The organism is Streptomyces sp. NPDC006739 (genome assembly GCF_042869815.1).
Classification (GTDB): Bacteria; Actinomycetota; Actinomycetes; order Streptomycetales; family Streptomycetaceae; genus Streptomyces.
In genome coordinates this window covers 65,541-77,854 of sequence record NZ_JBIAGM010000019.1, presented here as the reverse complement: position 1 = coordinate 77,854, position 12,314 = coordinate 65,541, and the positions used below count along the sequence as shown (strand labels likewise).

The 12,314-nt window shown below is 72.5% G+C and carries 13 protein-coding genes; 5 read left to right on the top strand and 8 right to left on the bottom strand.

Annotated elements, in window-relative coordinates; translation table 11 throughout:
* Window positions 1-42: 42 nt before the first annotated feature.
* The gene (locus tag ACFYMM_RS31505; RefSeq protein ID WP_388392627.1) at window positions 43-1,104 is read left to right on the top strand and encodes an acyl-CoA dehydrogenase family protein; all 1,062 of its coding nucleotides are present in this window, start codon (window positions 43-45) and stop codon (window positions 1,102-1,104) included.
* A 27-nt stretch (window positions 1,105-1,131) separates the two neighbouring features.
* Here ACFYMM_RS31505 and ACFYMM_RS31500 read toward each other — a convergent pair whose 3' ends face one another.
* The 5 genes from ACFYMM_RS31500 to ACFYMM_RS31480 form a co-directional block, all read right to left on the bottom strand.
* Entirely contained in the window at window positions 1,132-2,274 is a 1,143-nt protein-coding gene (locus ACFYMM_RS31500; RefSeq protein ID WP_388392624.1) for an LLM class flavin-dependent oxidoreductase, read from the bottom strand.
* Window positions 2,275-2,301: 27 nt separating this feature from the next.
* Window positions 2,302-3,486, bottom strand: a complete 1,185-nt coding sequence (locus tag ACFYMM_RS31495) for an SfnB family sulfur acquisition oxidoreductase (RefSeq protein WP_388392621.1) — start codon at window positions 3,484-3,486, stop codon at window positions 2,302-2,304.
* Between the two features lie 5 nt (window positions 3,487-3,491).
* Entirely contained in the window at window positions 3,492-4,046 is a 555-nt protein-coding gene (ssuE, locus tag ACFYMM_RS31490) for an NADPH-dependent FMN reductase (protein WP_388392618.1), read from the bottom strand.
* 43 nt (window positions 4,047-4,089) lie between these two features.
* Window positions 4,090-5,211: a dimethylsulfone monooxygenase SfnG gene (gene sfnG, locus ACFYMM_RS31485; protein ID WP_388392615.1), complete on the bottom strand. Its 1,122-nt coding sequence runs from the start codon at window positions 5,209-5,211 to the stop codon at window positions 4,090-4,092.
* A gap of 109 nt (window positions 5,212-5,320) precedes the next feature.
* On the bottom strand, window positions 5,321-5,398 hold the full coding sequence (locus ACFYMM_RS31480) for a putative leader peptide (RefSeq protein WP_362645082.1): 78 nt from the start codon (window positions 5,396-5,398) through the stop codon (window positions 5,321-5,323).
* A gap of 143 nt (window positions 5,399-5,541) precedes the next feature.
* Between ACFYMM_RS31480 and ACFYMM_RS31475 the strand changes: the two genes are divergently transcribed.
* Window positions 5,542-6,474 (top strand): LysR family transcriptional regulator, encoded by a 933-nt coding sequence (locus tag ACFYMM_RS31475; RefSeq protein WP_388392612.1) that lies wholly within the window; start codon window positions 5,542-5,544, stop codon window positions 6,472-6,474.
* Between the two features lie 21 nt (window positions 6,475-6,495).
* Here ACFYMM_RS31475 and ACFYMM_RS31470 read toward each other — a convergent pair whose 3' ends face one another.
* Complete coding sequence (locus ACFYMM_RS31470) at window positions 6,496-6,660, bottom strand: hypothetical protein (RefSeq protein ID WP_388392610.1); 165 nt, start codon at window positions 6,658-6,660, stop codon at window positions 6,496-6,498.
* 219 nt (window positions 6,661-6,879) lie between these two features.
* Between ACFYMM_RS31470 and ACFYMM_RS31465 the strand changes: the two genes are divergently transcribed.
* Window positions 6,880-8,268 carry a cryptochrome/photolyase family protein gene (locus ACFYMM_RS31465; RefSeq protein ID WP_388392607.1) on the top strand — a complete coding sequence of 463 codons (1,389 nt, stop codon included), beginning with the start codon at window positions 6,880-6,882 and terminating at the stop codon, window positions 8,266-8,268.
* A gap of 120 nt (window positions 8,269-8,388) precedes the next feature.
* Entirely contained in the window at window positions 8,389-8,829 is a 441-nt protein-coding gene (locus ACFYMM_RS31460; RefSeq protein WP_388392603.1) for an SPW repeat protein, read from the top strand.
* 66 nt (window positions 8,830-8,895) lie between these two features.
* On the opposite strand, the gene ACFYMM_RS31455 is transcribed toward ACFYMM_RS31460, so the two are convergent.
* Window positions 8,896-9,420 carry a GNAT family N-acetyltransferase gene (locus tag ACFYMM_RS31455; protein ID WP_388392601.1) on the bottom strand — a complete coding sequence of 175 codons (525 nt, stop codon included), beginning with the start codon at window positions 9,418-9,420 and terminating at the stop codon, window positions 8,896-8,898.
* A 109-nt stretch (window positions 9,421-9,529) separates the two neighbouring features.
* On the bottom strand, window positions 9,530-10,984 hold the full coding sequence (locus tag ACFYMM_RS31450) for an APC family permease (protein ID WP_388392598.1): 1,455 nt from the start codon (window positions 10,982-10,984) through the stop codon (window positions 9,530-9,532).
* Between the two features lie 125 nt (window positions 10,985-11,109).
* Between ACFYMM_RS31450 and ACFYMM_RS31445 the strand changes: the two genes are divergently transcribed.
* Complete coding sequence (locus ACFYMM_RS31445) at window positions 11,110-12,294, top strand: ROK family protein (protein WP_388392595.1); 1,185 nt, start codon at window positions 11,110-11,112, stop codon at window positions 12,292-12,294.
* The last annotated feature ends 20 nt before the right edge of the window (window positions 12,295-12,314 follow it).

The following is a 12,314-nucleotide window of genomic DNA, read 5'->3' as shown; positions in this document are numbered from 1 at the left end:
CGGATCGACACCTCGTGCCCCGGCATCGGAAGAATCTTCTCCATGACCATCGCAGCACACCCACTCGTCGACCGTGCCCGGCGTCTCGCGGACGAGCTCCTCGCGCCGGAGGCCGAGCGCGTCGACCAGGAGGGCGTGCCGGTGAGCCACATCGAGGCGGTCAAACGGTCCGGGCTGCTCGGGGTGGGCGCGCCGACGGCGTACGGCGGCTCGGCGGCGCCTGTGGCGGTGGTGCGGGAGACGGCGGAGATCCTGGCCGGGGCGTGCTGCTCGACCTGGTTCGTGCAGACGCAGCACCACACGCCGGTGCAGACGCTGGCGAACAGCGCGCTCCCGGTGCGGGAGAGACTGCTGGGCCCGCTCTCGCGCGGTGAACTGCTGTCCGGGGTGGCCTACGCGCATCTGCGGTCGTATCCGCGGGTCCCGGTGCGCGTCGAGCCGGACGGCCGGGCCGGCGCCGGCTGGCGGTTCGACGGCACGGTCCCCTGGTACACCGGCTGGGGCCTGAACGACGTAGTGCTGCTCGCGGGCGTCACGGACACCGGCGAGGTCCTCTTCGCCTTCGCCGAGGCCCGGGAGCAGCCGGGTCTGAAGGCCTCGCGGCCGCTGCGTCTGGCGGCGCTCACCGCCGCCCGTACGGTGTCGCTGGACCTGGACGGCCTGTGGGTGCCCGAGGAGGCGGTGGCGCTGCGGATGCCGTACGAGCGGTGGGCGGCGGCGGACCGTCCGAAGACGCTGAACACGAACCCGGCGGTCTTCGGTGTGGCCGAGGCGGCCCTGGCCCTGCTGGACGAGGAGACGGCCGGTCCGCTGCGCGCCCGTCTCGCCGGCGTCCGCGACCGGGCCTACGCCCTGGCCGACGCGCCGGGGCCGGCCGGGGACGCCGGGGAGCGGCTGGCCGTGCGGGCCCGCGCCCATGAGGTGATGCGTACGGCGACCACGGCTGCGGTGGTGGCGGGGGGCGGCCGTGCCCTCTCGCTGTCCAGCCGCGCCCAGCGGCTCGCCCGCGAGGGGCTGTTCCTGCTGGTGCAGGGCCAGACGACGGAGTCCCGCAGGGCTCATCTGGCGGCTCTGCGGGACGGCGGGCCGGGGGCCGGACGGTGAGCCCCGTCGGACGGTGGGCCCGGCCGCTCAGCTCGCGAACGGCACCTGCGGCGGGGCGGCCACCGTCGTACCGGCCGGATGCCGCCACAGCCCCCGCGCGGCCAGCCGGGGCAGCACGCCCTCGCCGAACCAGTAGGCCTCTTCCAGGTGCGGGTAGCCGGACAGGACGAACTCGTCGATGCCGAGCGCGTGGTACTCCTCGATCCGCTCGGCGACCTCGTCGTGGCTGCCGACCAGGGCGGTGCCCGCGCCGCCGCGCACCAGTCCGATCCCGGCCCACAGGTTGGGGTGGATCTCCAGCCCGTCCCGGCCGCCGCCGTGCAGGGCGAGCATCCGCCGCTGCCCCTCGGACTCGCTGCGCGTGAGGCCCGCCTGGACGGACCTCACGGTCTCGGGATCGAAGCCGTCGAGGAGCCGGCGCGCCTCGGCCCAGGCCTGCTCGGCGGTGTCCCGGGTGATGACGTGCAGCCGGATGCCGAAGCGCAGGGTGCGGCCCTGCCCGGCCGCGAGCTCCCTGATCCAGGCGATCTTCCGCGCGACCTGCGCCGGCGGCTCGCCCCAGGTGAGGTACACGTCGACGTGCCGGGCGGCGACCTCACCGGCGACGGGCGAGGACCCGCCGAAGTAGATCTCGGGCACCGGATCGGGCACCCGGCCGAGCTTGGCGTCCTCGACCCGCAGGTGCTCGCCGTGCAGGTCGACGCTCTTGCCCTCCCACAGTCCCCGGACGATCTCCAGGAACTCGCCGGTACGCCGGTAGCGGGCGTCCTTGTCCAGGAAGTCGCCGTACGCCCGCTGCTCCTGGCTCTCGCCGCCGGTGACGACGTTGAGGAGCAGCCGCCCGCCGCTCTGCCGCTGGAAGGTGGACGCCATCTGCGCGGCGAGCGTCGGCGAGACGGAGCCGGGCCGGAAGGCGACCAGGAACTTCAGCCGCTCGGTGTGCCGGCTGACCATGGCGGTGGTCAGCCACGCGTCCTCGCACCAGGCCCCGGTCGGGGTGAGCGCGCCCACGAAGCCGAGGTCCTCGGCGGCCTGGGCGATCTGGCTCAGGTAGGCGACCGTGGGCGGCCGGTCCCGGCCGGAGGCGGTGGCCGGGGTGCCGTGGCCGCCGCCGACGACGTGGCGGCTGTCGCCGTTGGTGGGCAGGAACCAGTGGAAGGTGAGGGACACGTGGGGGTCTCCGTTCGGGAACGTGCGTCAGAGCAGACCGTGGCGGGGCGGGCGCGTGCCGCCCAGCACGTACCGGCCGATGTGCTGGACCTTCCAGCGGGTCGGGTCGTGCAGGGTGTGGGTGCGGGCGTCGCGCCAGTGCCGGTGCAGGTTCAGGGAGTTGAGCGCCGACCGGGTGCCGGCCACCTCGAACAGGGCGCCCGCCACGTCCACCGCCGTCCTGGCCGCCTGCACCTTGGCCGCGGCGACCGCGATGGACGCCTCGGCCGCCGTGTCGTCGGTGAGGCGGGCGCGGGCCGTGTCGACCGTGCCGGCGGCCTCGCGCAGCAGCGCCGCCGACGCCCTCACCCTGAGGTCCAGTTCACCGAAGTGCTGGATGAGCAGCGGGTCCTGGGCGGCGGTCGCCGCCTCGCTCTCGAACCAGGGGCGGCTCTTGGTGCGCACGAATTCCGCCGCCTCGGCCAGTGCTCCGGCGGCGATCCCGGTGTCGATGGCGGCGTGCAGCAACTGGGCTACGGCGCCGTGGAGTTGCGGTCCCCGGAAGGTGAGGTGGTGGGGCAGCACCCGGTCGGCGGGCACCCGGACACCGTCCAGGCGGACGGTGCCGCTCGCGGTCGTCCGCTGGCCCATGCCGTCCCAGTCGTCGGCCACGGTGAGGCCGGGGGCGTCCCGGGGGACGTAGGCGACGTGCAGGGCGTCGTCCTCGGCGCGGGCCAGGACCGGGATCCAGTCGGCGAAGAGGGCGCCGGTGGAGTAGTGCTTGACGCCGTCGAGGACGTACGAGCCGTCGGGCCGGGGTGACAGGCGGGTGCGGATGTCCTGGACGTGCCGGGTGCCGGCCTCGGACTGGGCGTTGCCGAGGCGGCGGCCCGCGAGCAGTTCGGCGAAGAAGAACTTCTGCTGCTCCGGGGTGCCTTGACGGCGGATCACGTTGACGTAGGCGAAGTGGCTCTGCGGGATCTGGGCGAGGCTGCCGTCGGCCGTGCCGAGGAGGCGGAACACCTCGGCCAGGGTCCGGGCGCTCACGTCCGCGCCGCCGTGGTCGGCCGGCACGGTCACGGCGAGCAGCCCGGAGGCGGAGAGACGGTCCAGCTCCGCGCGCGGCAGCCGGCGTTCGGCGTCCCGCTCGGCGGCCCCGGCGCGGAACTCCTCGGCCAGGGCCGCCGCGACGGCGACCGCCTCCGCGTCGTCGGCGATCACATGGGCGGGCATGCCGTTCAGCCCGCCGCCGCCAGCACCGGGGTGCGGCCCAGGGCGGCCGAGAACTGGTCGACCACTTGCGCCAGCGCCTCGCCGGCGACCGGTGCGAGGGTCACCGAGCCGTCCTCCCGGGCGGTGATGTCCTTGTCGAGGGTGAACCAGCCCTGGACGATGTGGGCGGCGCCCATGGAGTTCAGCACCGGACGCAGCGCGTAGTCGATGGCGAGGACGTGCGCGGTGGAGCCGCCGGTGGCGAGCGGCAGCACGGTCTTGCCGGTGAGCGCGTACTGCGGGAGAAGGTCGAGCAGCGCCTTGAGGACTCCGGAGTACGACGCCTTGTAGACGGGGGTGCCGACCACGACGCCGTCGGCGTGGGCGAACAGTTCGGTCGCCTCGACGATGGCGGGGTGCCGGAAGTCCGCTCCGAGCAGGGCCTCGGCGGGGATCGTACGGACGTCCAGCGGGACCACCTCGTGGCCCTGGGCGATGAGCCGCTGGTCCAGGTGGCGCAGCAGGCGGCCGGTGCGTGAGGAGGCGGAGGGGCTGCCGGAGACGGACAGGACGGTGGCCATGGGGGCCTCTTTCTGAAGGTGGGCGGTTCGCCTCGGGTACCGGTCAGGCGTGGGCGGGGACGGAGTGGGCCTGCTCCTCGGGGAGCCGGGCCTCCAGTTCACGGACGAGGGGCAGCACCCGCTTGCCGAAGTACTCCACCTCCTCGTGGTAGTGCAGGAAGCCGAGCAGGAAGAGGTCGACTCCGAGCCTCTTGTAGGCGACGATGCGCTCGGCGATCTGCTCGGGGGTGCCGATGAGGCCGGTGCGGAAGCCGTCGTTGTACTGCACCAGGTCCTCGAAACCGGAGTCCTGCCACATGCCCTTGCCGTCGGCGGTGGACCGGCCGGCCTGCTTCACCGCGGCCCCGAAGCCCTCGACCGCCTCGGTGTCGGCCCGCGCGACGATCTCGCGGAGGGTGTCACGTGCCTCGGCCTCGGTGTCACGGGCGATGAGGAAGCCGTTGAGGCCGAACTTGGGTGGGGTGCGGCCGGCTTCGGCGGCGGACCTGCGTACGTCGTCGATCTGCTCGGTGACTCCGTCGAAGTCCTTGCCGTTGGAGAAGTACCAGTCGGAGACCCGGCCGGCCATCCGCCGGGCGGCGGTGGAGTTGCCGCCCTGGAAGATCTCCGGGTGCGGCCGCTCGGGGGTGCCGAGGGGCTTGGGCTTGAGGGTGAAGTCACGCAACCGGTAGAAGTCACCGCCGAGTTCCGCGTGGTCCTCGGTCCAGACCCGGCGCAGGGCGGTGATGAACTCCTCGGAGCGGCGGTAGCGTTCGTCGTGTTCGAGCCAGGGTTCGCCGAGCGCGGTGAACTCGCCCTTGAACCAGCCGGAGACGACGTTGACGGCGAACCGGCCGTGGGACAGGTGGTCGGCGGTGGCGCCGAGCTTGGCGAGGACGCCGGGGTGCCACAGTCCGGGGTGGACGGCGGCGATGACCTTCAGGCGCTCGGTGGCCAGGAGCAGGGCGAGGCTGAAGCTGGTCGACTCGTGCTGGTACTCGGCGCCGTAGCTGGCCATGTAACGGACCTGGCTGAGGGCGTAGTCGAACCCGTTGTTCTCGGCGAGGACGGCGAGTTCGCGGTTGTAGTCGTATCCCCAGTCGGTACGCTGCTCGATCCTGCTGGTGACGAGTCCCCCGCTGACATTGGGGACCCAGTAGGCGAATTTCACGGGTGCGGCGGGCATGCGGAACTCCTGTTGCGGAATGCGTTTTCGGGCACGCCGAATTCGGCCCGGGCAGGGGCGGCGAATTTCAGGCGGGTACGAAAAAGGGCGGGGCCGATCGGGACGGGGATCAGGCCACGGCGCAACAGGAGGCGCTGGAGACGCGCGCGAGGTCGACATGGCGTCGCCGCGTGAGGTCCAGTCGCATCTTCATGCCGTCGATCGTGGCAGCCGTCCGCGAGAACCGTCAAGGAGAACCCGACCGGTCTCGTATCGCGGACCATTGAATTTCACGAAGGTGTGACAGGAAAACCCTTGAACGGTCCGCTGCGGCACCCGCATTCTGCGGCGGTGCGGACCGAACAGCTGGAATACATAGCGGCCGTTACCCGGCTCGGCTCACTGCGCCGGGCGGCCGACGAACTGCGCCTGTCGCAGCCCGCGTTGAGCGAGACCGTGCGCAATCTGGAACGCGAGCTGGGCGTCGACCTGTTGGAGCGCAAACGGTCGGGGGCGACGATGAGCGCCGCGGGAAGGGAGCTGCTGCCGCACATCCTGACCGTGCTGGAGGCGGTGGACCGGCTGCGGTCGGCGGCGGGCGAGCAGCACCGCATCAGCCGTATGGTGCGCGTCGGCACGGTCAACGCGGCGACCGTGCCGCTGCTAGTTCCGGTGGTGCGGGACTTCCGTGCCACGCATCCGGTCACCCAGGTCAAGGTGGTGGGCGCCCAGCAGACGGAGATCCACCGGGCGCTGGCGGAGGGCGGTTTCGACCTGGGGCTGGTCAACCACCTGGACGGGGACGACACACCGGCCGGGTTCGAGGCCACGGAGCTGCTGCGGGGCCGTCCGGTGGTGTGCGTGCGTCCCGGCAGTCCGCTCGCGTCCCGGTCGGCGGTGACACCGGACGACCTGCTCTCCGAGCCGCTGATCGCGATGCGGGCCGGCTATGTGATGCACCGCTACGTCCACCGTCTGCTCGACGGCCGGGCCCCGGCCTTCTCCTGTTCCACGGACGGGGCGGAGATGGGCAAGCTGATGGTGGCGGAGGGCCTCGGAGCGACGGTGCTGCCGGACTTCAGCGTGATCGGGGACCCGTTGGAGCGCGGCGGCACGATCACCTACCGGCCGATCGCCGGGGACACCACCCGGGTCCGGCTGATGCTGCACCGCCGCCGGGCCGATTCGGTGCCGCGCGCCGCCCGGGACCTGTACGGGGCGTTCGTGCGCCGGGCCCGGGAGCTGGGCGGGACGCTGACCGAAGCCCCCGGCCCGGCCGGGTGAGCGAGCCCGTGGGACGTACCCTCAGTCGTCGTCCTGCGGCACCACGACGAGGAAGGCGTCGGACTTCAAATCCATGATCACGGTGGCGGCCTCGCCCTCGGCGCGGCGCGCGGCCGCGTACTCCTCGGCCGGCCATGAGCCACGGGGAGACCCGGCGGGGAACCGTTCCAACACCTTCGCGCTCATCGCGGTGAACACCTCCTGGGTCGAGAACCGACGAGTCCTTCGGATGCCGTGTCATTCGGCTGCCCGGGTTCGGTGCTGTCATGTCCCCCGGCCTGGAGTCGCGCCGTCGCGTTCACCCGGGAGAGGGAACGCGGGGCCGCCCACGGTCAGGGGAGCCGGTGAGGCGGAAGCAGTTGACCGACCGCCCTCCGCCTTCTCACCGCGCCCCGGAGCCACACCATGAACGTCTCGAACGTCTCGGTCGTCCTGTTCACCGCCGACCTGCGTCTGCACGACCATCCGCCGCTGCGGGCCGCCCTGGAGCGCTCGGCCGCCGTGGTGCCCCTGTTCGTACGGGACACCGGTATCGAGCGCGCCGGGTTCACGGCGCCGAACCGGACGGCGTTCCTGGCCGACTGCCTGGGCGCGCTGGACGCGGGGCTGCGCGAGCGCGGCGGCCGGCTGGTCGTCCGGTCGGGGGACCCGGTGGCACAGGTGTGCGAGGTGGCCGGCGCGGCGGACGCCGACGAGGTGCACATGGCGGCCGACGTCAGCGGCTACGCGCAGCGCCGCGAGGAGCGGCTGCGCCGCGCGCTGGCGGCCGACGGGCGCCGGCTGCACGTCCACGACACCGTGACGTCGGCCGTCGCGCCCGGCGCGCTGACCCCCGGCGCCTCGGACCACTTCGCGGTGTTCACCCCGTACTTCCGGCGATGGGCGGTACACCGGCAGCGCGACACCCTGGGCGCGCCCCGCACGGTCCGGGTCCCGGACGGCATCGGCTCCGAGGAACCGCCCTCGCGTTCGGCCGTTCGCGGGGTGTCCGCCGGGCTGGCCGCGGGGGGCGAGGCGGTGGGCCGCAGGCGGATGACCGCCTGGCTGCGCTCCGGTCTCGCCGGGTACGAGGACCGCCACGACGACCTGGCCGGCGACGCGACCTCCCGGCTCTCCCCGCACCTGCACTTCGGCACCCTCTCCCCCGTCGAGCTGGTGCACCGGTGCCGGCGGGCGGCCGGCCCGGGCGCGGAGGCGTTCGTCCGGCAGCTCGCCTGGCGCGACTTCCACCGGCAGGTGCTGGCCGCCCGGCCGCAGGCGGCCACCGCCGACTACCGCACGCGGCACGACCGCTGGCGCACGGAGCGGACGGCCCGCGAGGACATCGAGGCGTGGCGGGAGGGCCGCACCGGCTATCCGGTCGTCGACGCGGGCATGCGCCAGCTCCGTCACGAGGGCTGGATGCCCGGCCGGGCCCGGCTGCTGGCCGCGAGTTTCCTGGTGAAGACGCTCTACGTGGACTGGCGGGTGGGCGCCCGGCACTTCCTGGACCTCCTGGTCGACGGCGACGTGGCCAACAACCAGCTGAACTGGCAGTGGATGGCCGGCACCGGCACCGACACCCGCCCGAACCGCGTCCTGAACCCGGTCCTCCAGGCCAGGCGGTACGACCCGCAGGGCGGTTACGTCCGGCGCTGGGTGCCGGAACTGGCCTCGCTGGCGGACGGTTCGGTGCACGAGCCCTGGAAACTGCCGGGTGCGGAACGGGCGGCGCTCGACTACCCGGAGCCGGTCGTGGACCTCGCCGAAGGGCTGGCCCGGTTCAGACAGGCCCGCGGACGCATCTCCGCATAGACGTATCCGCACATGAACGCATCTACACATAAAGGTTGAATAAGAGCAGAATGGAGGCAAGCGGCGCTTACCGCATACCGCACCGCGCGGTCGGGCCTGCCAGTCGAAGGAGACCAAGCCATGGCCAACCTCTCGCACCCCAGAGGTGACATAACGAGCCACCCGGATGCCTCCGAAATGCGGGAACGCTACGCCCGCATGCTCGGCGGCCGTGATGTGGCGCTCGTGGACGGACCGGTGTTCCTGCTCGGTCTGTACTGCGCGGCATCCCCGTGGATCCTGCACTACACGCTGAGCCAGCCGGCGCTGGTGACCCACAACCTGATCGTGGGCATCGCGATAGGCCTGCTGGCCCTGGGATTCACCTCGGCCCCCGCGCGGATGTACGGCCTCAGCTGGGCCATGTGCGCCATGGGTGTCTGGATGATCATCGCGCCGTGGGTGGTGGGCAGCAGCCCGGACACCGGTGTGGTGGTCAACAACATCGTCATCGGCGCGCTGGCGATCCTCCTCGGGCTGATGTGCGCCGGTACGGCGGCGAAGAGCGTCCCGAGGCCCTGAAAGGAACCGGTGGGGCCGGTCCGCGCGAGCGGACCGGCCTCCCCCTGCCGGAGGCCGGCCGGCTCCTCAGTCCGCCACGGCGAACGAGATCCAGGCGTCCGGCGGCAGCTCGGGCCGGTCCGGTACCGGCCTCAGCTCCTCCGTCCAGGCGTCCCCGGCGACCTCGCGGGCGACCCGGCGCCAGAAGCCCACGGCGGGCGGATTGTCGTGCTGGAAGGCGATCTCCCACCGCCCCGGGTGCCGGGCCAGCACCTGCCGCACGGCACGCAGTCCGACCCCCTGCCGTCTGGCCCCCCGCACCACGAAGAAGCTGTTGAGGACGTGTGTCGGGCCGGTCAGCCCCCGCACGAAGGCCAGTCCCGCGGGCCGTTCGCCGCAGGTCAGCAGATAGGGCGCCCAGCCCGGCTCGGTGAAGGCGGCCTCCACCCACTCGCTGCGGAAGCTCCCGTCGGGATGGGGCAGGACCCCCCGGGGCTCGGAGAGGTCGTGACGGAACATCAGCCACAACCGTTCCACGGTGGGCTTGTCGGACGGATGCGCGGGGCGAACGGACACGTCCGGCCCGGAGGTCTGCGACAAGAGATCCGGCATGGCATCTGGCATGGAATCTGGCATGAAAAAAGCCTCCCCGGCCGAAGCGTATCCGACCGGGGAGGCTGACAGATGGAAGTAACTGTAGCGTATGGAACGGCTGTTGGGGTCAGGTGCCGGCCGGCTCGACGTCCGGCGCCCGCCCGGAGACGTACTCCTCGCTGATCTCCCGTTCCCCGAACGGCCACACCTTCTCCAGCCGCGCCCAGACCGCGAAGGCCGCACAGCCGAGGGCGAGCCAGGCCAGGGACCACTCGATGGGGTGGCGGCCCGGGGAGTTCTTGTCGGCGTAGCCGTAGATCACGCACCAGCCGACCAGGGCGAGGATGCTCGGCAGGGGGTAGAGCCACATCCGGTAGGGCCGGCGCAGTGTCGGCTGCCGCCGTCGCAGCACGGTCAGCGCGATGATCTGGGCCAGCGCCTGGACGATCACCATCACCGTGGTGAGCAGCTGGATCAGGGTCGCCAGGTCCGTGTGGCGGCCGATCAGGAAGCCGACCGCGGTGATCACGCCCATGGTCGCCAGGCCCAGCGTCGGGAAGCGGTGGCGGGGGTGCAGCTTCTCGTAGGGGCGGAAGAACACGCGGTCGCGGGCGGCGTCGTAGGGGACCCGGGAGCCGCCCAGAAGGCCGGTGAACACCGACGCGAACGCGGTGACCAGGATCAGCACGGTCACCGTGTCGGCGGCGCCCTTGCCCCAGGTCTTCTCCAGCACCGCGGAGGCCACCGAGGTGGAGGCGATGTCGTGCGGGTCAGCCATCCGCCGCCAGTCGATGACGCCGAGGGTGCCGATCTGCAGCATCAGGTAGATCGCCATGATGCCGACGATGGAGAGGATGACGGAGCGCGGCAGGATCCGGCCGGGGTCCTTGATCTCGGCGCCCATGTAGGCGGTGGTGTTGTAGCCGAGGTAGTCGTAGATGCCGATGGTCAGGCCGGCCGCGAAGCCGATCCAGAAGTGGTTGCTGGTCAGGTCGAAGGCGTGGGCCGGGTAGGTGAAGGCCAGGTGAGGGCTGAAGTCGCCGGCCGCGGCGACGATCACCAGCAGCACGGAGGCGATCATCACGACCCACATCACGGCGGTGATGCGGGCGATGTGCTCGATGCCGCGCCACAGCAGCAGCACCACCAGGGCGATGACGCCGAGCCCGGTCAGGTCGCCGGAGGTCTGTCCCAGGCCGGGCGCGAGGTAGCCGAGGTACTGCACGAAGCCGACCACGCCCGTGGACATGATCAGCGGGATGAAGAGCATCGCCGTCCATACGAACAGGAACGGCATCAGGCGCCCGGTGCGGTACTGGAAGGCCTGGCGGAGGTAGACGTAGCTGCCGCCGGAGCCGGGCATCGCGGCGCCCAGTTCGGCCCAGACCAGACCGTCGCACAGGGCCAGCACCGCGCCCGCGACGAAGCCGATGACCGCCTGCGGGCCGCCGAACGCGGCGACCATCAGCGGGATCGTGACGAACGGACCGATGCCGCACATCTGGCTCATGTTGATGGCCGTGGCCTGGAACAGGCCGACACGGCGGAGGAAGCCACCCGAGGGTGGCGGGCTACCGGACATGGGGACTCCTGACGCGCTGCAGGGAGGGACTCGCCCGGCGGGGCCGAGTGACCGAGTGGCCGACATAGTTAAGGAGTTTTACTAGATGCGTCAAGTACGCGCCGCCCATGCACGAGAATGGTGAGATGCCCGCCAGTGATGCCGTAGAGCAGCCGGGACAGCCCTGGAACCGGCAGCGCCTGCGCAGCACCAACGAGCGGATGCTGCTGGACCGGCTGCGCTCCCTCGGCGCCGCCTCCCGCGCCCAACTGGCCCGTGAGAGCGGCCTGTCCAAGCCGACCGTGTCGAGCGCGCTGGCCTCGCTGGCGGCGGCCGGACTGGTCCACGAGGTCGGCACACACGCCCCCGAGCGGGGCCGTACCGCCGTGCTCTACGCCCCCGATCCGGCCGCCGGCCATGTGCTGGGCGTGGACGTCGGCCGCAGCTGGCTGCGGGTGGCGGTCGCCGACCTGGACGGCAGCGTGGTCGCCCGCTCCGACGTACGCAACCGGGCCCGGACCTCCGGCGCCATGGCCGAGCTGGTCGTGGGCACCGCCCGCCAGGTCGTCGCGGGCTCCGGGGTGGACCCGGCCGAGGTGGTGCACGGAGTGGTGGGCACGCCCGGGGTGTACGACGAGGAGCGGCGGCGGGTCCGCTACGCGATGCACCTGCCGGGCTGGGGCCGCGCCGGCCTGTTCGACCGGATGCGGGAGGAACTGGGCCTCCCGCTGGAGGTGCACAACGACGCCAACCTGGCCGCGCTGGGCGAGTACGCGTTCGGCGTCGGCGCGGGCAGCCGGCTGTTCGCGTACATCCTGATCGGCACCGGTCTCGGAATGGGCGTGGTCAGCGAGGGACGGCTGTTCACGGGCGCGCACGGGCTGGCCGGGGAGATCGGTTTCCTGCCCTGGCCGGGGCGGCAGAAGCCGGAGCGGCTGGAGGACGCGGTGTCCGGGTTGGCCGTGGTGGAGGCGGCCCGGCGGTTCGGGATGCGAGGGCAGCTCACCGCGAAGGCGGTCTTCGACGCGGCCCGGCAGGGCGATCCGGCCGCGGTCGAGGCGGTGCGCCTGGAGGGCGAGCGGATCGCGCACACGGTGGCCGCGGCCGCCGCCGTACTCGACCCCGACCTAGTGGTGCTGGGCGGCGGCGTCGGCCACAGCGTGGACCTGCTGCTGCGCCCGGTCCGCGAGCACCTGCGCACCCTCACGCCGCTGCGCCCGAGGGTCGCCGCGAGCGGGCTCGGCGAGGACGCGGTGCTCCTCGGCGCGGTGGCCACGGCCCTGGGAACGGCCCGGGACCTGGTGTTCGAACGCCGGGCGTCCCAGTCCTGACGGCGGCTTTCGCGACAGCC

What these genes read in the sequence shown, in the direction of transcription:
- ACFYMM_RS31505 (WP_388392627.1), top strand. Translation starts at nt 43, where the DNA reads ATGACCATCGCAGCACACCCACTCGTCGACCGTGCCCGGCGTCTCGCG.
- ACFYMM_RS31495 (WP_388392621.1), bottom strand. Translation starts at nt 3,486, where the DNA reads ATGCCCGCCCATGTGATCGCCGACGACGCGGAGGCGGTCGCCGTCGCG.
- ssuE (WP_388392618.1), bottom strand. Translation starts at nt 4,046, where the DNA reads ATGGCCACCGTCCTGTCCGTCTCCGGCAGCCCCTCCGCCTCCTCACGC.
- sfnG (WP_388392615.1), bottom strand. Translation starts at nt 5,211, where the DNA reads ATGCCCGCCGCACCCGTGAAATTCGCCTACTGGGTCCCCAATGTCAGC.
- ACFYMM_RS31480 (WP_362645082.1), bottom strand. Translation starts at nt 5,398, where the DNA reads ATGCGACTGGACCTCACGCGGCGACGCCATGTCGACCTCGCGCGCGTC.
- ACFYMM_RS31470 (WP_388392610.1), bottom strand. Translation starts at nt 6,660, where the DNA reads ATGAGCGCGAAGGTGTTGGAACGGTTCCCCGCCGGGTCTCCCCGTGGC.
- ACFYMM_RS31465 (WP_388392607.1), top strand. Translation starts at nt 6,880, where the DNA reads ATGAACGTCTCGAACGTCTCGGTCGTCCTGTTCACCGCCGACCTGCGT.
- ACFYMM_RS31460 (WP_388392603.1), top strand. Translation starts at nt 8,389, where the DNA reads ATGGCCAACCTCTCGCACCCCAGAGGTGACATAACGAGCCACCCGGAT.
- ACFYMM_RS31455 (WP_388392601.1), bottom strand. Translation starts at nt 9,420, where the DNA reads ATGCCGGATCTCTTGTCGCAGACCTCCGGGCCGGACGTGTCCGTTCGC.
- ACFYMM_RS31450 (WP_388392598.1), bottom strand. Translation starts at nt 10,984, where the DNA reads ATGTCCGGTAGCCCGCCACCCTCGGGTGGCTTCCTCCGCCGTGTCGGC.
- ACFYMM_RS31445 (WP_388392595.1), top strand. Translation starts at nt 11,110, where the DNA reads ATGCCCGCCAGTGATGCCGTAGAGCAGCCGGGACAGCCCTGGAACCGG.